Genomic DNA, 22,654 nt, shown 5'->3' on the forward strand with positions numbered 1-22,654 from the left:
TCTCGGGAACCTCACGCCAAGCTTATAACCTGTGGATCGCGACGCGTGAGCAATTTTCTTATCGGCCCGCGGTTACCCCCCGCGCCAATGACAAGATTATCGTGGTCGTTGTTGCGAATGCGAATTCGTCTACAAAAGATATCGAAACCAGCATTCAATCTCTCGATGCAGCCGGTAAGCACGCATCAATTCTTGTTCACAGTGCGACCAGCCTGCCGCCAAATGGTGGAAGCATGGCACACGCTATCATAACGGACTGGACAGAACTGAAAGCTTTCTTGCCTACCAACGGATTTGCGTGGCTATGTATCATTGAAGCCGGTGACAAACTCGGCAAAGAAAGTCTGGAGATTTATCGATCGCATATCAGCCCAAACGCCAGAATAATATATGGCGACGATGACAGCACAGACGAGAACGGCAAACGGGTGTCCCCCTATTTCAAACCAGACTGGAATGCCGAACTTTTCGAGTATCAGGATTATTTGAGCTATTCATGCATCATTCGGATCGATCATACAAATGCAGCAATACTGGACGGAAAGGAAGCAGCGCCAGCTCTCATCCAGTCCGCAATAGAACAAAGCGTAACTGCACATTCTGTCGAACCAATCCATATATCACACATACTCCATCACCGAGCCAGCCGCGCCCTTGATATTTTTACAGGTACTCCTGCACTATTATCATCGGTCGAGCATGAAGAGCCACGTGTAAGCATAATAATTCCTACCAGGAACAAAAGGCATCTTTTAGAAAAATGTGTATCCGGAATTGAAGAAAGTTGCTACAGAAATAAAGAAATAATTATCGTAAATAATGACAGTGATGAAGAAGATTGCATTTCATATTTACAAAAATTGAAAGATTCTGGATTTCACGTGTTGGATTGGATCGGTAAATTCAATTTTTCCGCAATTAACAATCACGCCGCTTCAGTGGCATCTGGAGAATATCTATGCTTTCTCAACAATGACATAGAAATAACAGATATCCACTGGCTCTCCACACTGATGAGTCAAGCACAAAGGCCGGAAGTCGGTGCAGTTGGAGCACGACTGCTATATCCCGACGGAACTATACAACATGCAGGCGTCACCATTGGTCTAGGAGGCGCCGCAGGGCATGCGCATCGATACACCCCCAATGAAAGCACCGGCTATTTCGGTCGCCACAATCTGCCTCAGTTCATGCTGGCGGTAACGGCGGCTTGCATGATCGTAGAACGTTCAAAATTTCACGCGGTCGCTGGTTTTGACGAAGAGATATTCCCGGTCGCCTTCAATGATGTCGATCTTTGCATGAAACTATGGGCCCAAGGCTGGAAATCCGTTTACGAGCCCCGCGCGACACTAGTCCATCATGAATCTGTAAGCAGAGGTAGTGATATGTTGAAGAAAAATCGCGGTCGCTTTGAAAAGGAGTTGCAGTCCCTGAAAATAAAGTGGGGAACGGATGCGTTCTCGGATCCTTATCACAACAAAAATCTCAGCCCGCTTTCTGAGAAATTCGTAATAAATATTTGACATGAAAAATGATATAAACACTTGTAAAATCACAATATGTGCAGCGTCATCTGTAAATGTTATTCAAACTATATTTTCAATAAATCTCTGTATATCATCATTTAATTTTTCTAGATGTATCCTTTTTACAGATAAAATATTGACTGAAATTCCAGAATTCCTCGAAGTTATATACATACCAGAGATGAAATCGGGATCAGAATATTCGAATTTCATCGTCAATTATTTACCTGATTACATCGATACAGAATTTGTTCTTGTGGTTCAGTGGGATGGATTCATATGTCATCCCGAACTGTGGACGCCGGAATTTTTGCGTTATGACTATATTGGGGCAACCTGGCCGCAATTCCCCGATGGCGCATGCGTCGGCAATGGCGGCTTTTCTCTTCGGAGCAAACGCCTGCTGGACGCTTGCCGTGATCCGGAATTTATGTTCCGTCACCCTGAAGATGTTGCCATCTGCCGGGACAACCGCGCCTTGCTGGAAGATAAATACGACCTGCGCTTCGCGCCCGCCGAGATTGCAGAAAGCTTCTCTTTCGAGCGTTCGAGTCCATCCAATCCGACGTTCGGATTTCACGGAGCGTTCAATATGATCGAAGTCATGGGCGCCAACGCCTTTTGGGATACCTATCGAACACTGGACGACCGGAGTAGCATCTTCGTGGATTATGGCCTGATAGCGAAAGCGACTTTCAGACACGGTGCGGAAATGGGGTGGATCCGTGCAACGTGGATCCTAGCCAAATTCACCGTCGATTATGTCCGACACAAGGTCCGAAAGCGACGCGCCTTCTAGACCGTTAGATAACAGCCTAAGCCGCCGTATTTTCCCGGGCCACCGGCTCCAGTGGTCCAATCGAACGCAGATACTCATCTCTCTTGAGCAGCCATAGGTCTGCAAAGTCCACATCCGTGCACTCATCGAACCAAGGGCCGCCGTTCGTGTAGTGAATTACCTTGGGAACAAGTGCCGGGGGTGAATATTCCCCTTCCAGAAAATTCCAATCCAGGGGCAGCTCGCCAATATCTTCATCGTCCTTAATCCACTCAAAACGGTGAAGAAAGGCAGGACTAGCGCTGTTGACGACGTCCGGGGTCAACTCTTTGACGTCAGGATGACTGCAATTGATCACCATGAACGACGACCAGTTCTTCCTGGGATAGGAAGTCTGCTGTTTACCATCCATTTTCACTTCATGCGCAGGCTGGTAATCGTGTTTGACGACATAAACTGCTTTGGACGGATCAAGACCTTCAAATACCTCGCGAATATCAGCGGTGTAGAGAAAGTCACAATCGCAAAATACGATCCACCCTTCCTGCGCAGCCAAATAGGGCGCCAGAAAGCGGGTCAGCGAGAATTCCGTAGACGACATGGGGTCGAAGGGGCGAGTGTAAAGACCCAATTCCCGAACAGCCTGTTGACGGACTGGAATGACATTCAGAGCCTGACTAGCGTGCTGCAAAAGAGAGAATCTGCAAACCTGCCAAGCAATATCTTCGCGGCTGTCATAACCGACAAAAATCTTGGGGTTTCCAGTCTGAGAAACCATCAAACAGCTCCTTGATCTAATTACGCTCGGGAAACTCACTTCATTCATGCTATGGAATGGATCAATCCCGCATTCTCAATAGTGAAACTTCTTAAAAATTATCACCGCCCTAGCGTGATCCTGACACGCAAAGCCAAGCAATATAAATGTCGACGCCATCCTGAATTATTGCGTGACAATCATTCGCCAGGTGGAGGCGGCATCATCATCATAGCCTTATGGTGATGATAGGCCTCGCGATACGACGCAAATTCAATAAGATTTTTGTCTCGAAGCAGCAGAAAGCGATTGCAGTTCTCCTTTATATAGCCCTCGCTGTGAGAAACGATCACCATAGCTCTATCCCGTCGTTTCTGAAAAAGCTCGACCTTACATTTTTCTCGGAACGATGCATCGCCAACGGCCGTCACCTCATCGATCAGGTAGCAATCGAAATCGATTGTCATCGATATGGCGAAAGCAAGCCGGGCACGCATGCCTGAAGAATAGTTCGCCACAGGCTCGTTAAGGTAGACACCCAGCTCCGAAAAATCCTGAACATATGAAAGGCGCTCACTATAATCGACATTATAGATCCGGCATATGAAGCGCAGATTATCGGCGCCGGTCAATCTGGGCTGAAAACCGCCTGAGAAAGCAAGCGGCCATGATACACTCATGCTGCGACGAATTGTTCCTCCGCTGGGCTTTTCCGCTCCGCCTATAAGACGTACCAGAGTAGATTTGCCGGCACCATTACGCCCAAGCACACCTATGCGCTCACCCTTTGAAATTTTGAGATTCACATTGCTGAAAATCGTTCTGACGCCGCCATTAATCGGGTAGATTTTCGAAATGTTTTGCAATTCTATCATCATTCACCCGTATCGGAAAATCCAACTTGGCACGCCTTTGACACGCTACATGCCGCCGCGACCGTTAACCATTTGCGTACCTATGGCCGACGTCATGGGCAGGTTATGCGAAGCTGGCAACCCAAAACCCGTCAGGGCGAACACTTTCGCCGACCATCATACAAGCCGGAACCAGCAAAACTCCGAACTGGGTGATGGATTTCGCAAACGTCGACAAGGATATTGAACCAAGATTGAATGAACGCTGGCTATCTCTGATGGCGCAATGCTTTGTCGCCATAGCGTGAGCCACAACTGAGGCACGCGTTATATACTGACGGTCACGTCAAAACACCCTCTACAAAGTGCGGAATTTTTACGGGAGAGGTCCATGCGCGACGTTACCAGAGAGCATCCTTGCATCGCTTTCCCCGATCGCTCTATAGGCTGCTTTGACCCGTTACGGCGTAGAACAAGGTGTTAATAGTGCACGAGTTAGGTAAGTGACCGCCAACACCTTCAATACCGCCATCGTCGTTTTCGGCATGCATAGATCAGGAACGTCAGCCCTTACGCGCGTCCTTAGTTTGCATGGGGTAGGACTTCCCGCGCATCTCTTGCCAGCGAATGAGAAAAACGAAAAAGGATTCTGGGAATCACCAAAAATCAATGCGTTAAATAATGCCATGCTAGATCAGTTCGAGCAGAACTGGTCTAGTATCAATGATCTTCCTCCAGATCCAATGCGACACGAAGTTTTTTCGGCGTTCAAGCCGAAGGCTCGGAGAGAACTTTATGAAGAGTTTGCCGGCGCGGAAAACGTTCTTATCAAAGATCCCCGCATTTGCCGGTTGGCAGACTTCTGGCTCGATCTGCTGCAGGACACAGCGCAGCGGACGGTGAATGTTTTTACAGTGCGCAATCCTGTTGAGGTCGCTCGATCATTACGAAGTCGAAATGAATTTGATCTGGAATTCAGCTATTTGCTTTGGCTGCGCTATTATCTTGATGCGGAGTTCAGTACCCGGGCAAACAAGCGTGCATTTTTAGACTATCACACGCTACTCGATGACTGGCGCCCAACGCTGCAGCGTATATGCCATGAGCTCGATCTCACATTGAGAGCAGACGAGGCAGATGTTCGGGAGATCGACGAATTTCTTTCGCCAAACCTCCAGCATCATCGTGTCGAATATGATACGGCACTCGCAGAGATGAAGAAATTTCCGCTGGTATATCCTGCATATGAGATCCTTCATCGCGCGGGTCGTGGCAATTCGTTGGCGCCTGAGGATTTTTCTGCGCTAGATGCGATAAGAGCGTCGCTGAATCTCGTCGCGCCGTCACTTTCGCCGTTGGTTTCAGGGGCTCGGATCGAGCGGAAACGTGCTGTCGGTTTAAAAGATCAAGCGAGCGCAGCGCAAGGTGAACTAAAACGTGCGCGCGCCTCGCTGGAAAATCTTTCGGATTTACAGCGACAGGCCAAGGTGCAAGCTACAGCGCTTGTAAAATTGACAACATCCCATGAAGAAACGCTGAAGCAAGTTCAGACCATTCGTGGAGAACTTAGCAAGGCTCTTGCAAAAGCGTCTGAAGCGGCGGCGGCCTCAGCGAAACTTGAAATCGCGAACGCGCGCATTGCCGAATTCAAGAAATCGACGGAACGCCTTCAGGAAAAGCTCGCTGATGGCGAAACAAAGCAAAAACGCCTGACCAAAGACAATGAAAACAAAAAAAATGACCTAGAGGCGCTTAAAGATCGCCATCGGGCGTTGGCGTCGAAATATGACGATATAAAAATCAGGCAGGCGCAACTCAATAAAAATGCCGCGGCCGTGCAGGATGAGCTTGATCGTGCCCGCAGACAGATACAGCGAAGCTTTAATTGGCGTATCCGCAAGATTGCAGGCCGTATCATCGCCGGCGTATCCCCAAAGCAGGCATCCGTAAAAAGACTGGCTGCAAAGCGACAGGAAACGCAACTCAATACCATACGGCAGAGCGATCTTTTCGATAAAGACTGGTATCTGACCAAATATGCCGATGTCGGAAAACAGGGGGTAGATCCGGCCCTGCACTATCTAAATTACGGCTGGAGAGAAGGTCGCGACCCTAGCGCGAGTTTCAGTACCAACGACTATCTGAAGAATAATTCGGATGTGGCGGGAGCAAACATCAACCCTTTGTTACATTTCATAGAACATGGCATGGCAGAGGGCCGCGGCCCAATAATTCGCATCTCATCTCCCAAAAAAACCAATATCTCCCAAAATTTCGGGTTGGCACATTCATGTTTCCGGGGTGAGGGGTCCAGTCGAAATATCAGGCCGTGGCTTCGTTGGGCTGAGGTGGAGCATGACCTGACGCAATCTAATATTTTCCTAGCCTCCACACCGATTGGGGCCATCGAAAACGGCACAGACCCAATTACAGTAAGGCAAATACAAGAGGTTATCAGCCTTTTCCGTAATTGCTCAGGCGATATAGTCGAGGCGAATGCCCTCGCCCTCTTCGGCGAACAGGCCGCGGAGAATTTAACGCTCTGTTCGATGGAAGCACCACACCTTATCGATGCCTGGTTCAGCGACGATTTTTCCATCCGCTCAAGATGGAAAGTATCGGACAAGAGCGCATCGACTGTGATGCGCGGCTTCCAGATTTCAAACAACGGGGGCTACAAACTGGTTGGTGAAGGCCTTTTGTCGAGCGATCTGGATTGTCTCGATGCAAATCTGCTTAATCCATTCCTGCCAGTATTGTTTTTGGAAACCACGGCAGATGGCAGGTTTCGATCAATCTCTCTTCTTCCGTTCCCATCGCTGTGCCGGGGAGGACTTCATTACCCCGAACTGCTGGCGATCCACGATGAGCACAACCCTGGATCACTCGAACCTATAAATATTCTCGAACGATCTGCTCCGATGGCGGTAGAATTTGCGAGGCTGTTAGCGGGAGATATTCAGCCGTTGCTGCATGGTGTGCGGGTCGATCTGCGCGAAGCAGATGGAACTGAAGCCATATTTCAGCCGGCTACCCAGAAATGGCTTGGCCAATGCCTGAATATTGCGTTGCAAGTCGGCCCATCGGATTTGACACAGACATCGGCAGCCCGGGAATATCTCAGACAAGCGTTATCGCCATGCATGGCGGGAAATACCGCAATACGGGCAAATGCACCTTTGGTTTTGCAGATTTCTGCCGACTCAATTCCTTCGATACGTTCACTGACAGCCCCAAATGACCGCACAGTGGGGCCTTCAATGTCCTCGGGTAACCACGCCGCCGCTGCATTCATTTGCACAGGCCGCGACGCCGCATCCTCCAAAGCCGTCATAAGTTTGCCGGGAGTGGCTGTCGAGGCTCAAGATAAGCAGACACCGAGCGTTAAATTTTCCTTTCCCAGCTATGTATCCAGAGCCCGGCCGGACAGCGCGAACAACCGGTCACCCATTCCGAGTTTCCCAGCAGCCGTACGGATGCTGGGCAGGAGAGAGTTGAGCCAAGCCGAAATCATTTCGCCGCTAGCTCGCGAGATTTCGCCCCTTGCAATAGGTGCAGTTCCTCACGATGCCTTGGTGATAATTGGCAGCGAAACGGCCCTTGCCCCCGAATTGCCCGCTGTGCTGGAAACGCTTCATCTCCAAACAGGAAGCGACCGGCTGTCGATCTTCATAATCTCTGGCGACAGCGTGCCGGTATCCGAAACAGTCTCATCCGCTTGCGACGAATTTTTCAAGGGGCGCTGGCAAACAGGCACATCGACCCCCGCAAAGTGGTCAGATTTAAGCACAGAGGCCGTCATTTACATTGGCCAACCAGTTCTGTTTCACGATACCCGGACGATAGCCACGCTGGGCGCTATGCTGGAGAATGAGCATGTCATATCCGCAACATGCTCATTAATTCAAAGTAGCGAAGGCAAGGCAAATTGGAACACTTCTGTCGTCTTCAGTGGATATGTCGGCTATCAGGATTTCGGTCTTGAAGAGGCCGTTCGCCCACTCGACACAATTACGTGGCTCCCACGAAGCATATATCCTGTTGTCGATCCAGGTAGTGCCGTCTGGATGGCCAAAGCCAATCGATTGGATACGCTAACCGTAAATCCGATCACTCCGGCAAGTCCCCGCATTTCGCTTCCGCCTTCAGATGACAAAGGGCATCATCTCATCACTTCGCTCGTGACGGCAACTATCTCCAATAACCAGTGCGTAGGTCTGAACGCAGACACTATCGAAACTACTTCCTCGGCATTTGGCATGCGCATCAGGATGCTGCGCGGATGAAAATCTGTATCCTTATTCCCTCGGAGGAATATCGCGCCCAAGCGGGCGCGAGGATCCGGTACGGGCGGATGAACGATGCCTTGCGGCAGCGTGGACACACCCTTACCCTGGAAACGATCGGCCAATTTGATCCACTACAAGCCGATCATGACGTTTTCATCATGAGCAAATGTAACGACGCACAAGCAATGCTATGCGCTTTTGCACTTACTAATCGCGGCAAGCGTGTTGGAATAGATTTGTTCGACGATTATTTCAGCCAACTGTCGGACAGCCGTTTTGGACGCTTTGTGGCGTGGCTAAGTTCACTTATGGGCATGGTCGATTTCGTGCTCTGTTCAACGCCGGGCATGGCGGAAATCGCCCGTCACTGCCGGGCGTCCATCCCCCTTCATATCATGAACGACCCGGCTGATGATTTGCGGTTAGATCAGCTTGATTGGATTCTGAAACGAAAGTCGGCATATGCCAAAGAAGCGGGGGAATTGCGCATTGGATGGTTTGGCGTTGGAGACAACCCACATTTCCGGGTTGGTCTGACGGACCTGATCGCATTTTCTGGAGCGTTGGCGACTATCAACAGTTTATCATTTTCAGTTAAGCTCAATATTTTGACCAATTTGCGCGCATTGACTGCAGATGGTCTGACCCTCCTGCGACAATTGCCGCTTCCTTTCGAACTCGATGAATGGAGCGAGGATAAGGAACAGGCGATGCTTAACGAGAGCTTCGCCTGTTTTTTGCCCGTGAACGCCCAGAATTTTAGCGCAGCCAAATCTCTTAATCGCGCCGTATCAGCTCTAACCTCGGGCTGTCAGGTCATATCTCCGGGATTTCCGCTTTATGGTCGGCTCGATCCACTAATTTACTCTGATGCGCAGGATTTTTTGTCAGACCTCGCGGATTTCCGGATGCGATGCAGGCCAGAAAATTTGGAAGTTTATTCTGATCGGATGATGTCATTGGCATCGAAAGAAACTGAAGCCAGCGCTCTCTGCGAATTTCTCGAAAGTTTGCAGAGCCGATATTCAAATTCGAAAGCCAAGAGGGCCGCACTCCTACATGGCACGTCAGCAAGGGGCAATATTCATAAATTCGCTCAGCGTGCAGGCAGTTTATCCATAGCCAGCCCTTTCTGCAAAGACCGCCTCAATTTCGATGCTAGATTTCGCTATGTCGGAGTGGGGCACGAGGTGCAGTTACTGGTTGGAGAAAGTGCTGTATCCGCGCTGAGCGCTGCGATGCGCGTTCAACTGGGACCGCAGAAAAGTGTCGACGGGCAAACCTATCGGGAATTGCCGATCGCATCACAGCGCAGAACCGACTTGCCCGTCGATCATATGCCGCTCCCCATCCAGATGGCACGATATCAACCGACCATGATCAACATGATAAAACAAATCGAAACAGCATTTGGTGAAGTACGGACGTTTGTTTCAGAAATGTCCCCCCTCCCTTTCGACATAATATCCACCGAAGCTTTCTTGGAAGCGCGCGAGCAATGAGCGAGCCAAAAAGCGCAGTTTTTGTCATCAACTTGCTTCAAGATCTTAATATCTTGCGGCCGTTGATCGTAATGGCGACACGAGATTTCCGATTTGCAACCACCCTATTGATCTCAGCGCGTTTCGGCGGCCGCGATATATATGGAATTTGGCAAGCGGAAATTGATCAGCTTTGTGGCGAGACCGGTGCTTCCCAAATCATTTTCCAAGATGAGTTGACGGCTTTCAAGACTTTGACGGGCAAGTCTGGGCTGATCTTTGCCGCCAGTGAGTCAGATCTGTCCGCTCATGCAATCACGCATAACGTCCTGCGCTATGCACCTGCGGAATTTTTGCGGGTTACGCTGCAGCACGGTTTCGAATGCGTCGGCTTCAGACATAGTGACGATCATATTCGCGCCTATGGCACGACGATCTCCTTCGGGGCGGATATCGTATGCGCATGGTACGATGGCCCTGGCCTGACCGCAATGTCGCCATCTCAAAGGAATAAATTACATGTCACCGGGCCGACCGCCGTGCTGCAGACCCCGACCGGCCATATTTCAAAAGCGGATGATGCACCCGGTCTGATCTGTGAAAACCTGCATTCTGTGCGCCTGAATATCGCAGGAGATTTCAAAACGCAGTTCGTCGATACTTTTGAGGATTTTTGCAAACAACTGGCGAAAGAGCAGCGAACAGTCACTTTGCGGCCTCATCCCGGTGGCCAATATATGCTAAAGAATAATGTCGCGCTTCCCGCTAATGCCACGATCAATAACGCGCCAATGTATAAGCTTGACCTACGGCAGTTCGGTTATGGAATATCTGCTCCGTCATCCGTCCTGATCGACATGCTGCTCGCGGACATTCCCACCGCCGTATGGAAAGATGGCGAAGGCGTAATGGATTCTGCCGCTTATGACGGCCTGACTGAAATATCATCCGCTGGCGAGTGGATGGAGTTCAGCCGGGAAGCCATTTCACGGCCGGACCATTTTCGCGACTTGCAGAAGCGGTTTCTAGAGCGGCAGCAGATGCCGATAGATCCGGCTGAAGTATATTCCCGATTTGCCAAACTCTTTCAGACAGCAAGGCGCTTGCCGCAGGCTGTGCGGCAGAAGCCATCTACAGAGAGGCAGGAACGTGTCTTTTTCGTCGCTAATGCCTACATACCGACGCTACAATTAAGCTTCGTCAAGCCCCTCACCTCCCTTGTGGAAAGCGGGGCATTCGCGACGGAATACCTGACAGAGCAAATGATGCGCGAGAAACGCGCCGCCGAACCCGCGGTCGACATGGATGCCTGGGTCAGCGATTCGCTTGATCGTTTTGATCCGAGCATTGTCATTTTCTGCCGCTACAGTGGACCGCATTACAAGGCCATCCTAGATTGGGCGTCAGACAATGGGGTTCCTGTAATCTATCACGTCGATGATGATCTCTTAAAAATCCCTCGCGAATTGGGTGAAGAGAAATATAAATTTCATAATGATCCCAAGCGCTTGGAATCTGTGCTCACATCCATGAACGGCGCAGATATTGTGTATTGTTCCACAAAAAACCTGCGGGAGAGATTTTCCAGTCGTTTGGAGCATAGCAATCTGGTTACAGGGCAAATCTATTGCTCTTCTTCGATCCTCAATTCGTCAGAAAACCGTCCTACCCGAACGGTTGGGTACATGGGCTTTGATCACGCTCATGATCTTGAGTTGGTTCTTCCTGCCCTCGTAGAATTTTTGCGCAGGAATCGCCACGTGCAGTTCGAGCTTTTCGGGTCAATACCCAAGCCAGCCGTCCTGGACGAGTTCGGTGACCGGATCGTTACCATTCCCCCCGTCCGGGATTATGCCGAATTCTTGAAGCTTTTCGCCGCGCGGAACTGGGATATTGGCATTTGCCCACTGGCGCATACCGAGTTCAATCTCGTGAAGGCAAACACCAAATGGGTGGAGTATAGCGCCTCCGGCATTGCGGTGATCGCAAGCGCAGGCACTGTATATGATGATTGTTGCAGCGACGGCTGCGGCGTTCTGGCGCAGACGGATGAAGATTGGCTTGAAGCATTGACCCTCCTTGCCAATGATGCGGATGAACGGTTCGCCCAGGTAGCCAGAGCCCAGCAGAAGATTGCAGAACATTACAGCGTCGATGCTCTTCGGGAACAAGTTTTGGGCATAATACATCAAGCCCGTATTGCAGCTTCCAAGCGGCCCTGAACAGGTTCAACAAAAGGAATAAATAGTGTCCAAACCAGTCTCGGTAAGCAAGGATATCGTGTTTGCCAACGACCGCCCCTTCGTATTGATCGGCGGAATGAATGTGATTGAGGACCGCGATCTCGTCTTGGATGTGGCAGGCCAGTATGTGGAAATTACCCGCAAACTGAACATCCCCTATGTTTTCAAGGCGTCGTTTGACAAGGCCAACCGTTCCTCGATCCATTCCTTCCGAGGCCCTGGCCTTGCTGAGGGCCTGAAAATCTTGAGTGAAGTGAAATCCCAATACGGCGTGCCCATATTGACCGATGTCCATGAGCCTTACCAGGCGGCTCCAGCCGCGGAGATCGCTGACATAATTCAATTACCGGCATTTCTAGCCAGACAAACCGATTTGGTTTCAGCCATAGCCAAAACCAACGCCGTGGTGAATGTCAAGAAGCCTCAATTTCTGGCGCCGGAAGAGATGCGGCATATCATCACCAAGTTTGAGGAATGCGGGAACGACCGAGTCATCTTGTGTGAACGAGGCAGCTCTTTTGGCTATAACAATCTGGTGGTCGACATGCTGGGCATGGACCTGATGAAGAACATGGCGCCGGTGGTTTTCGATGCTACCCATGCGCTCCAGAAGCCCGGAGGACGCAGCGACAGTGCTGACGGGCGCCGCGCCCAGGCAGCAGCACTGTCGCGAAGTGGGATCGCACTGGGCATTGCCGGACTGTTTCTCGAAGCGCATCCTGACCCTGACAAGGCCAAGTGCGACGGCCCCTGCGCTTTGCCGCTCAACGCTCTGGAATCCTACCTTACCCAAATTAAGGCGGTTGATGATCTTGTGAAATCTCTTCCCGTCCTAATCACCGGATGAGGGCGGATTTGATGACGCCAAACTCAAGATTGCTACGGCATGGAGTATCCAGATGAGTCAGCCCCGAATTGTTATGTTTGGCGACAGCCATGTCGATGCTGTAAAAAGGGCGATAAAGCTACGTCGCATGGCTCGGAAAGATTCGGGGATTGAAGCATTCAGACTTTCAAAGATCAAAAATGACAAGATTGTTGGCGATATTGATTTTGAGGAAGCCATTAAGCTCATCGGAACGCTCACCAAAGATGATGCGGTAATATCCCTAATCGGCGGCAATCAACACGCCGTCCTAAGCACCGTTCAACACCCCAAACCTTTCAAGGTTTATGGACCCGCTGAGGAAGCCACCATAATTTCCAGAGGGGAACAAATAATACCTTCGCGCGCTGTCCGCTCCTTTCTGCAATCCGGTGTTAGCGGTCGGGACGGCGCCCTGATTAAAGAGCTAAAATCGGCAACCCCAGCGCGCGTTTTTCATATCATTCCACCACCACCCAAAGAAAATAACGATCATATCAAACGTCATCACGAAACCCATTTTTCTGACCTTGATATCGTCTCGCTCGGCGTTTCCCCTCCCGACCTGCGCTATAAGATTTGGGCATTACAAGCAGATGTTCTCAAACAACTTTGTTCGGAATGGGATGTTGAAATAGTTTCCCCGCCCTCGCTTGCACTAACCCACACGGGCTTTCTTGATCCGGCGTATTACGCCAATGATGCTACGCATGCCAATTCGGACTATGGCGAGCTGATCTTACAAACCATTGAGACTGTCGTGCAGACAAAGTCCGGCAAGAGAGTAAATTAGCGATGGTTGATCATCCATATAAAACCTTACCCGACAAAGCCTTCTGGCGAAGAGCTGTAGCAGCGCCAGATATTCGGGATGTCGATCCGGTTGGGGTCTTTGATGTCAAAATTAAGCCAAAGACAAAAGTCGCGACCGCCGGAAGTTGTTTTGCGCAACATATAGCGCGATATCTCAAAAAATCCGGATTCTCATACTATGTTGCGGAGAAGGGGCATCCCGTACTTCCTGAAGCTATCAAAGAGATAAACAATTACGGACTGTTTTCGGCTCGATACGGCAATATCTACACTGCACGCCAATTATTGCAGTTGTTCAAGCGTGCATACGGGCTATTTGAACCACGGGAAGATGTTTGGATTGAAGCGCCGGATGTGGTTCTGGACCCTTTCCGTCCTACAACCCAACCTGGAGGCTTTGTTTCCGAAGCGGAAATGAGAGCGGATCGTAGCCAGCATCTCGCCGCAGTACGATCGATGTTTGAAACAATGGACGTCTTCGTCTTCACGCTCGGGCTAACCGAATGTTGGAGATCAAAGACAGACGGCGCGGTATTTCCCATCTGCCCAGGCGTAGAAGGCGGCAAGTTTAATCCGTCCCAGCATGAATTCTACAACCAGACCGTCGAAGATGTCATCTCTGATATGTCGGAATTCATTGAGGCGTTAAAAAAGATCAATCGCTCCGCCCAAATCATTCTTACGGTATCGCCTGTTCCTCTAATGGCGACTGCCGAATTAGGCAGCCACGTCCTGTCGGCTACTACTTATTCTAAATCCGTGCTCCGCGTGTCCGCAGAGTCTTTACGGAAACGTTTTACCCATGTGCATTATTTCCCTTCTTTCGAGATTATCACTGGAGCATATAATCGCGGTGGATATTACGCCCCAGACCTTCGAAATGTGCTCGAAGACGGGGTGGCGCATGTAATGGGTCTATTTATGAAGCATGCCGCAGGCGCGGTATCCCCCCAACAGACGGTTCAAAGAAACCAAACCAAGGATGCCGACGATTATTTGGCGCGTGCGGGGCATCTGGTCGAAGTGGAATGCGATGAAACAGCTTTGGACCCAGACAAAAGCTGAAATTTCGCCTGTCACCATAATAACAATCCTACCAAGGTTACTAAGGTATGAAGAAAAATCTGCTGATCACCGGCGGTGCCGGTTTTATTGGCTCTCATCTGACCAACTTTGCGAGAGAAGCGGGGCATTCTGTTAGGATCCTCGACAATCTGTCGCCACAGATTCATGGAGCAGATGCAGTTTTCCATGCCCCAGAAGGAGTGGAGTTCGTCAGAGGCGATATTACCTCTCGCGACAATATCGAGGCATGCCTTGAGGGCATCGACACTATCGTCCATCTTGCCGCAGAAACCGGTACTGGCCAGTCCATGTATCAGATCCAGCATTATTACGATGTCAATGTTCAGGGCACGGCCCTGCTTTTCGATATCCTGGCGAACCAGCCCCATGGCGTAAGCAAAGTCATACTGGCGTCCAGCCGTTCCGTATATGGCGAAGGCGCCTATTTATGTCACAATTGCGATACGGAGGGAGCTCGCCGGTTCCCGTCCCCCCGGTCGCCCAAGCAATTGGCTGCCCATGTCTGGGAGCCTGTTTGCCCGGTATGCAACGGCCCTGTTTCGGCGACCGCCACGCGAGAGGATGATGGACTGGCCCCTGCTTCAATTTACGCGGCCAGCAAACTTGCGCAAGAAGACCTCGTCAAAGTCGGCTGTACTGCGCTGGGCATGGGATATGCGATTTTGCGTTTCCAGAACGTGTTTGGCGAAGGACAGTCCCTCAACAACCCTTACACAGGCATCCTGTCAATTTTCTCCACCCGCATCAGGCTTGGCTTGCCACTTCCCATTTTCGAGGATGGAGCCGAAACGAGAGATTTCGTTCATGTCGAGGATGTGGCGAAAGCGGTATTGCGCAGCGCCGAGCAGGAGAGTTTCGTAAGCGGCACCATGAACGTGGGAATGGGCAACCCGACGCCAATAATGGAGGTCGCGCGTTTGCTTTGCCAATCGATGGATTCACCGATCGAGCCACATGTCACCGCGCAATATCGTGTAGGCGACATCCGGCACAACTATGCCGATATAGGAAATCTCGAGAAAAACCTCCTCTTCACGCCGGCAATATCGCTGGAAGCAGGTCTGAAGAGATTTTGCGAGTGGGTTGCCAGTCAGCCCATACCGCAGGATTATCTGGACAAGGCGAATGCGGAGTTGAAAGAACGCAATCTTATGGGTTGAGGAGAGCGCTTACCAACTTAATGGAGTTCCATGGCTGATCTATCTGAACTGTCGGAAACGGATCTTGCTGCCGCTGTCGAGCTTTCAGTATCGTCAGCGAACGGTTCACGGATGATCGAATTGGGCGGCGAGTATGAACGCCGATGCATCTATGATGCTGCTTGGAAACTGCTGGCCGATGGAACAGATTTGCTCCGGCCTTCCAAGCTACCGCTGTGGACAGGACAGCCGTTGAAAGGCAAGCGCCTGGTTGTCAGGCGTAAGCTCCGTCATCTGGGAGCTGAGCTGCGCATGGCGCGGTTTGCGAATAGAGCATCAGAAAGCGGTGTCGATGTTACAATCGCTACCGAAAATAGGCTAGTCTCCTTATTTCGCCGCAGCTTTCCGTCTCTCCGTGTGGTCGACCTTGCCACTCTGGAAGCATGGATGGATGCCGACTATGAAGCCTCCTATGAACGTATGGCGGAATATTTCGGACGGACTGCTGGAGAAATTAGACACAGCTTTACACCATTGATACCAGCACCCGGTCCCACGCCTTGGGTGGACGATCACTGTATTGGTATATCCTGGTTCTCCAAAAGCACGCGAAAGCCGCAACCGACGATTACCGAATGGTCTGAAGTGTTCGCGCATACGGACGCAAGGCTTGTATCCCTGCAATATGATGAAGATTCCGCGGGGATTGCGGAACTGTCAAAGCGGATTGGCCGCGAGATCGCACCGTCTATGCCTATCGATCAAATGACAAATATAGATGATTTTTCTCGCCAGGTTGCAAGAACTGCGGGCGTATTCACAATCAGCAATACCACCGCCCACATGGCCGGTATGCTAGGCATACCATGTGCAGTTGCCGTGGATGACATGAACCATCTCACCTGGCCTACGGAAGGCTCATCCACCCCTTTCTATCCAAATCTCGCCGTCGTCCGGCAAAAAGGCCGTCCATGGCCAGCCGTGCTGAAGGAAGCGTCAAGCGCATTATTCGGGTTGATCAGGGAAGAGATATCGGGAATTGCAGTTCCAACTGACAATGGAGAATTAAAATGCTGATCTCCGACGAGTATCGCACTCTAAACTCTAGTTTGCACGCTGGCGGTTCCTATGGCCGGAAAGGCGACAAGTGGACCGCCAAGGTTTCCGAGCTTATTGATTGCTTCGAGCCGACAACGATCCTGGATTATGGATGTGGCCAGGGCGCTCTCGGAAAAGCGCTTAATCGAGACATCAGCGAATATGATCCAGCCATTCCAGAAAAATCTGCGCTTCCAGAGCCTGCGGACATGGTCGTTTGTACCGACGTTCTGGAACATATCGAGCCAGTATGCTTAGACGATGTGCTCGATCATCTAAGAGATTTGACCAAATCCGTGCTGTTCGCTGTAATTTCCACCCGACCCGCCGCCAAATTCCTGGCCGACGGGCGGAATGCCCACCTTATCGTCGAGGGCGAAGCTTTTTGGACTGAGCATCTAGAAAAGCGCTTTTTGATCGATCAAATCCAGGATCACGGAAAAGAATTCTCGGCTGTCCTGCGCGCAAAAAATATATGAAAGGGATTTCTTACGTGTAATCTGCCGTATGAAGGATGATCTTTACTACAGGAACTAAGTATTTTTTGTGCTAAGAAGACAGTTTACCGTCAACATGATCGTAAATAATCTCTTCCAGCTTGCCAGAAGAACGGAGATCATGAACAAGGTCATGATCACTCTCTTCGAAACGAAAGAGCCTGACGTTAGGATAATGTGCAATCTCACTGCAGTAAGCCAAATCCTGAGAGTTTTTCGCTCCTGTAAATAAATTAACGTCTGCTTCTGGATTGTTTTTCATATACTCCAGAACAGCCATAGATTTTACGTCTCTTGCCTCTCGCATGGCCGCATACTCGTCTTGCCAGCGTTTTTCGCGAATTTCGTCACAAAATTGTGCGTCGAAGCGCGTTTGAGCACTAAAGGCTAAGATAGAAGACCCTTCTGAGAGTAGTCCAAATATCAGCGCCGCATATCCACCCATGGAGTTTCCAAGGAAAATCGTCTTCCGGAACTTCTTGGATATCGATTGAATATATTGCACAGATGAATCAAAATCATCTTGCCCCTCTACTCCTCCAAAATACCAGTCATTCTTCTTCGCCTTGAAATAATAAACAGAACATGGCACATTCCGCATCCGTTTCATGCGCAAAATAGTATTCATAAATGCGTAGGATGGCTCAGTACGATTGGCATTAGTTCTCGAACCAAAAGTGAGCAAAGCGACCTCTGCGCCCTCACATTCGTCAACGGCTGCCATTCTTTACTTCCGCAAAAATGCGCTTGACGTGCGCCGGTTGAAAATCCGGAATTAATGCTGATGCCGCTTCAAAATTCTCAGCGCCAGCGTCGATAGCCTCTCTAACACGCTGTCTTAGAACATCTTTTTGCGATGGAGTGAGTATATAATTGGTTTTTTCTCGTCTTTCCAAGCCTTCAGGCCATTTGCTGTAATAATAGACAGCAATGCTTTTTCGAGAAACTCCCTCGGGACAAGCCAGAGGTATTGGATGTCCGTGAAAAGAAATTTCACTAGTCTCGAATAATACCGCACGATTAAATTTCGGGAATATTTTTGCTTCACAAGCGCTTACATCATTATTCCATAGTTCTAAGCCACCCTCCCACTCATCCTTCCACTCACTATTAACGTAGAAAATGAGATTGAGCCGCCGATGGGTATCGTCCTTGGGATGGAAATTAAAATCCGTATGGATATTGAGAAAACCTCCGGCAACCGAACTGTGCAAACCGCCTCCCTTCAGTTCATGATCAGCCAGTACCGGCATAATATCAGTGAGTGCCGAAAGATAGGCTATGAAGCGCTCGGAGTTAATCTGATTAAAAAATTCGACCTGCTCAGCAGTCATCACATTTAGATTTGGAGTTCCCGTTTTTTTCAGAACATTCCGGTGAGATTTGGTCGTCGTATGATCCTTGTGAGAAAGAGCGATTTCAAATCCCCCTTCGATCAACTTTGTGAACTCCGGTTCAAGAAAATTTTCCATCACCACATAACGGAATGGCTTACTGGTGCTAAACTGCTCTCGATATTCGGCGAGACTAGTATCAAGCCGTTGCCAATCAATCATCTAAATCGCATCCTGTCTGGCTATGTCGTACCGCAAATCTAACATTCCACAACATCATGTGCAAATCGCACACTCCCCTCTACGATCATCGTTGCAAAAATTATCCATGCCCAGCGTTAGGGGTCGTCATTCCTCGCTAACAGGATCTCCCACCTGGCGGGCTTGATTAATTGCAAGAAACGTCAGGATGATGTTAAATAGGAGTAAATAGCCCATATCGTAATGCGCATGCATTTTTGATCCGAAATACCCTTCACGCAAATATTCGATGGCGTTCAGCATGGGTAGATAGAGAACTATTTCCCGCATGCGCTCAGGCAGAGCATCGGCAATGAACGCCGCCCCAGATAAAGGGAAAATCAGATAGGAAAATGGTGCCCACAGCTTCTCGACCACATCGAATGACTCCGATAGCGCGCCTAGAAACATAGCCAAGGATGCCCCGAACCACCCCAGCAGAAGCCAGCCGCCCAGCACCTGAAGCGCATCTTCAGGAGGCAAAAGCCAGTCGATCGTCCAGAACAATACGCCCAAAACAACAAAGCTCGTCGAAGCCGCGATATTCTCCATCAAGATACGCGCCAAATAGACGTCGATAATCTTGACTTGCCGATGGAAGAGTAACGAAGCGTTCGGTCGCAACGCCTTAATACACCGTCCAGGCATGTTACGCCAAACCAGCACTGACGAATAGCCGGTCAGAGCAAAGGCAACGATAGGGATGTCAGATCCATGGACCGATCGAGTTGCTGTCCATAGCGCGGTGATTGCCAGAGTGAACAGCATAGGTTCAACGAACAGCCAAAGGAATCCGATATTATTACGCCCGTACCGCGTGATAACTTCCCGCATCAGCAAGGCACCAATCACCCGCTGCTGCACTCGCCAACTTCTCGAGAGATTTCGCCATTCCGCCAGACCGCGAGATTCACTCTCCATGTTCTTTGATACCCGCAAACAGCATCTTCAGGATTCCCCACAACACGAGCCCTAAAGCAAACGTGCCCAATACACCCCTCATCCTTCGCGGTTCTAGCGGCTCGTCGGGATAATTTGGCTGAACCACTCGTTCTACATAGGCCTGCTTTCTGCGGGCTTCATTGTTAGCCTCCTCTAATGATGCCATTGCAGAAGCAAGTTGCTTGTCAGCAAATTGGCTCTCGAGCAAAAGCCGCTGATATTGCCCAGCACTGGCTGTCAAAGACTTTCGATCCCCGACAACCTTGCCAAGCTCCTTGTCAATTTCGTGTTGCAAGCTGCCGATACGCGCCTGCAAAACCGGAATCTGGGGATTTTGAGGAGTAAAATGAAGAAACTGAGACAGTTCCGCACGGGTGGTGATCAGTTCGTCCTGAATCTTCGAAATCATCTGTAGCTGAACCGCTGCCTGCTTTTCCGGATCGACCACGCCTTCCCGGCTACGAAAATCGGCCAAGGCGACCGAGGCAACCTCAGATCGCTTCTTTGCGTTGCCCACCTCGGTATTTGCATACTGAATCAGATCGGCGCGGCCGCGCTGGTTAAGACGATTGACCATCGCTTCGGACCGTTCGAGCAAGAGCTTATTGATGTCGTAAGCATCACGAGCCGAATATGCACGCACAGTCATCGTCGTTATCGACGACGTTGTTTCATGCTCGACCAAAACTTTACCAACATAATATTTGAAGAGAGATTCAAAGGAATGATCCACTCCAAATGGATCAAAACGATCGAATATCGATATATCATCCCTGCTGTAGGCGCGGCTCACAAGCCCATTTTTATTTAAGTCCGCAAGTGCATCCCTAGAGGCCGCGTAGGCTTGGGTTGCAAATATCTCATCACCAGCATTAGTGAATCCGGCACTTTTCAGCAAAATGCCCAATCCCGTCGATGATGGCTTATCCGGGCTGCGGACAACAAACTGCGACTCCGAAATGTAAACATCCGAAGCAAAAAGACCGAAATACAACATTGCCAGAAATGTTGGGACGATCACGATAGCAATAAAAAGTTTGCTCAGATTCTTTATTTTACCAATGATCGTCGAAATCATGCTATTCCTACACTTCATATTATAATGTCAGGATTTGATTGTGATAAAATATAACCGGAAGACAACCAAGTATACTGACATCTTAATTCGATTGCTCGGCCTCATACTGGCACATAGCGCGCGATGGCCCGTCAACCAGGCCAATGATTCAACTAGCCATTAAGCCCGCCTCAACCGCTCAAACATATGCCCCGACAACCGGAACAAAGACGATATGCGTCGTCTTAAACCGTTCCGTTAACCCTAATATACTGCTCAGCGGGAGATGCACGTTAAATGATGGCTTTCTAGCGGTAGTACGCCTGGCGCATCAGAACAAGCCGACCATACCCAGGGAATTATCTTGCATCGCCCGCGCTGCAACGGCAAAAAACACCGCTCTCTGATGTTGGGTTAAACTTATGGGCCCATCGCTACAGCAGGAATTCTATTATCTCCATGTTTACGATATCGGGAGCAGTTGCCCGACCCGACATCCTGCTTGACCTGAGCCGACTGATATGGCGCGCTTCGCGAGGGCGCCTGCCTACAGGTATCGACAGAGTGTGCCTCGCCTACGCTGAACATTACGCTGAGTGTGCCCAAGCAGTTGTGCAGTGGAAAGCGGCACGTCGCATTTTGCCTCCAAAAACGTCCGCTGAACTTTTCACACTATTGCTGACGGAAACACGAAATCTTCGCATCGAACTGGCCAAGCTCGCCGCTCGGCATTTCCCGTATTTGATCCAACCACAATCCGGCAACGGCCGACTTTACCTCAACATTGGCCATTCAGGATTGGATCAGCCGGCCCTGATGGAATGGGTAGCAAAAACGGACGTCCGCCCCATCTTCATGATCCACGACCTGATCCCGATCACGCACCCCGAATATTGCCGCCCCGGTAGCGCGAAAAAGCATGAGAAACGCGTTGATACGATGCTGCGGTCCGGCGCGGGAATTATAGGGAATTCGCAGGCGACGCTGGATGAGATAGCCAATTACGCCCTGCATCGCGGATTGCCACTGCCCCCCATGCTCAACGCCTGGCTGGGCGCGACTCCTTTATCGGCTTCTGACAAGAAGCCGCCGGAAGCAGCCAAACCGTTCTTCGTTACATTAGGTACCATTGAAGGCCGCAAGAACCACTTAATCCTGCTGAAGCTGTGGCGGACATTGATAGCCAAGCATGGCCCGTCTACGCCAAGCCTTGTTGTGATAGGCCAGCGCGGATGGGAAAATGATGCGGCATGCGCCCTGCTCGATTCCGATGAGGCGCTACGCGGTCACGTTATCGAACTCCCCCGATGCACCGATACTGAACTCGCGCATTATCTGCGAGATGCGAGGGCACTGCTCTTCCCTTCATTCGCAGAAGGTTACGGAATGCCCCTCGTTGAGGCACTCGGTGTAGGCACACCCGTAATCGCTAGCAATCTTGCCGTATTTCATGAACTTGCCGGCGATATCCCCGAATATCTTGCACCCGATGACATGATGGGATGGCAATCGATCATCGAGCAATATTCGCGACCAAGCAGCGCCGAACGATCGGCCCAGCTTTCCCGAATGACGGGATATGCAATGCCAACCTGGAATCAGCATTTTGCCAAAGTTGACAACTGGCTAAGTCGCTTATGAAAATAACGCCG

The 22,654-nt window shown here is 50.2% G+C and carries 18 protein-coding genes; 12 read left to right on the plus strand and 6 right to left on the minus strand.

Translation table 11 applies throughout. The annotated features are described in order from the left end of the window. The first annotated feature begins 101 nt into the window (after positions 1–101). Positions 102–1,526 (plus strand): glycosyltransferase family 2 protein, encoded by a 1,425-nt coding sequence (locus tag BHQ40_RS11120; protein ID WP_171905833.1) that lies wholly within the window; start codon positions 102–104, stop codon positions 1,524–1,526. A gap of 139 nt (positions 1,527–1,665) precedes the next feature. Then, positions 1,666–2,328 carry a DUF5672 family protein gene (locus tag BHQ40_RS11125; RefSeq protein ID WP_139139276.1) on the plus strand — a complete coding sequence of 221 codons (663 nt, stop codon included), beginning with the start codon at positions 1,666–1,668 and terminating at the stop codon, positions 2,326–2,328. A 16-nt stretch (positions 2,329–2,344) separates the two neighbouring features. Here the strand turns inward: BHQ40_RS11125 and BHQ40_RS11130 are convergent, their stop codons facing one another. Together BHQ40_RS11130 and BHQ40_RS11135 are read right to left on the minus strand one after the other, a co-directional pair. Next, positions 2,345–3,085 carry a glycosyltransferase gene (locus BHQ40_RS11130; protein WP_070155893.1) on the minus strand — a complete coding sequence of 247 codons (741 nt, stop codon included), beginning with the start codon at positions 3,083–3,085 and terminating at the stop codon, positions 2,345–2,347. A 179-nt stretch (positions 3,086–3,264) separates the two neighbouring features. Continuing rightward, positions 3,265–3,942 (minus strand): ABC transporter ATP-binding protein, encoded by a 678-nt coding sequence (locus tag BHQ40_RS11135; protein WP_354321137.1) that lies wholly within the window; start codon positions 3,940–3,942, stop codon positions 3,265–3,267. Positions 3,943–4,421: 479 nt separating this feature from the next. On the opposite strand from BHQ40_RS11135, the gene BHQ40_RS25075 reads away from it, so the two are divergent. From BHQ40_RS25075 to BHQ40_RS11185, 9 genes are all read left to right on the plus strand, one after another. Beyond that, positions 4,422–8,204 carry a sulfotransferase gene (locus BHQ40_RS25075; protein ID WP_083276861.1) on the plus strand — a complete coding sequence of 1,261 codons (3,783 nt, stop codon included), beginning with the start codon at positions 4,422–4,424 and terminating at the stop codon, positions 8,202–8,204. 68 nt (positions 8,205–8,272) lie between these two features. Next, a complete protein-coding gene (locus BHQ40_RS11155) occupies positions 8,273–9,709 on the plus strand; it encodes a hypothetical protein (protein ID WP_139139277.1) in 1,437 nt (478 codons plus the stop codon). After that, the gene (locus BHQ40_RS11160) at positions 9,706–11,910 is read left to right on the plus strand and encodes a glycosyltransferase family protein (RefSeq protein ID WP_070155907.1); all 2,205 of its coding nucleotides are present in this window, start codon (positions 9,706–9,708) and stop codon (positions 11,908–11,910) included. The genes BHQ40_RS11155 and BHQ40_RS11160 overlap by 4 nt, the downstream gene beginning before the upstream one ends. 25 nt (positions 11,911–11,935) lie before the next feature. Beyond that, positions 11,936–12,778 (plus strand): 3-deoxy-8-phosphooctulonate synthase, encoded by an 843-nt coding sequence (kdsA, locus tag BHQ40_RS11165; protein WP_070155910.1) that lies wholly within the window; start codon positions 11,936–11,938, stop codon positions 12,776–12,778. 52 nt (positions 12,779–12,830) lie between these two features. Further along, complete coding sequence (locus BHQ40_RS11170) at positions 12,831–13,589, plus strand: hypothetical protein (RefSeq protein ID WP_070155913.1); 759 nt, start codon at positions 12,831–12,833, stop codon at positions 13,587–13,589. Positions 13,590–13,591: 2 nt separating this feature from the next. Continuing rightward, positions 13,592–14,674 (plus strand): GSCFA domain-containing protein, encoded by a 1,083-nt coding sequence (locus BHQ40_RS11175; RefSeq protein ID WP_070155916.1) that lies wholly within the window; start codon positions 13,592–13,594, stop codon positions 14,672–14,674. A 47-nt stretch (positions 14,675–14,721) separates the two neighbouring features. After that, positions 14,722–15,855: an NAD-dependent epimerase/dehydratase family protein gene (locus BHQ40_RS11180; RefSeq protein ID WP_070155919.1), complete on the plus strand. Its 1,134-nt coding sequence runs from the start codon at positions 14,722–14,724 to the stop codon at positions 15,853–15,855. A 30-nt stretch (positions 15,856–15,885) separates the two neighbouring features. Continuing rightward, entirely contained in the window at positions 15,886–16,911 is a 1,026-nt protein-coding gene (locus BHQ40_RS25695; RefSeq protein WP_139139278.1) for a hypothetical protein, read from the plus strand. After that, the gene (locus BHQ40_RS11185) at positions 16,905–17,411 is read left to right on the plus strand and encodes a class I SAM-dependent methyltransferase (RefSeq protein ID WP_083276863.1); all 507 of its coding nucleotides are present in this window, start codon (positions 16,905–16,907) and stop codon (positions 17,409–17,411) included. The genes BHQ40_RS25695 and BHQ40_RS11185 overlap by 7 nt, the downstream gene beginning before the upstream one ends. Positions 17,412–17,481: 70 nt before the next feature. On the opposite strand, the gene BHQ40_RS11190 is transcribed toward BHQ40_RS11185, so the two are convergent. From BHQ40_RS11190 to BHQ40_RS11215, 4 genes are all read right to left on the minus strand, one after another. Next, a complete protein-coding gene (locus BHQ40_RS11190; protein ID WP_070155921.1) occupies positions 17,482–18,153 on the minus strand; it encodes a hypothetical protein in 672 nt (223 codons plus the stop codon). Continuing rightward, on the minus strand, positions 18,140–18,985 hold the full coding sequence (locus BHQ40_RS25080) for a 2OG-Fe(II) oxygenase (protein ID WP_083276864.1): 846 nt from the start codon (positions 18,983–18,985) through the stop codon (positions 18,140–18,142). Before BHQ40_RS25080 ends, BHQ40_RS11190 begins: the two co-directional genes overlap by 14 nt. 126 nt (positions 18,986–19,111) lie before the next feature. Further along, on the minus strand, positions 19,112–19,924 hold the full coding sequence (locus BHQ40_RS11210) for an ABC transporter permease (RefSeq protein ID WP_070155929.1): 813 nt from the start codon (positions 19,922–19,924) through the stop codon (positions 19,112–19,114). Further along, positions 19,914–21,023: a KpsE/RkpR family capsule polysaccharide export protein gene (locus tag BHQ40_RS11215; protein WP_070155931.1), complete on the minus strand. Its 1,110-nt coding sequence runs from the start codon at positions 21,021–21,023 to the stop codon at positions 19,914–19,916. Before BHQ40_RS11215 ends, BHQ40_RS11210 begins: the two co-directional genes overlap by 11 nt. Positions 21,024–21,461: 438 nt before the next feature. Between BHQ40_RS11215 and BHQ40_RS11220 the strand changes: the two genes are divergently transcribed. After that, complete coding sequence (locus BHQ40_RS11220) at positions 21,462–22,643, plus strand: glycosyltransferase family 4 protein (RefSeq protein ID WP_070155933.1); 1,182 nt, start codon at positions 21,462–21,464, stop codon at positions 22,641–22,643. Positions 22,644–22,654 lie beyond the last annotated feature (11 nt).

Source organism: Sphingobium phenoxybenzoativorans (genome assembly GCF_001757355.1).
Taxonomy (GTDB): domain Bacteria; phylum Pseudomonadota; class Alphaproteobacteria; order Sphingomonadales; family Sphingomonadaceae; genus Sphingobium; species Sphingobium phenoxybenzoativorans.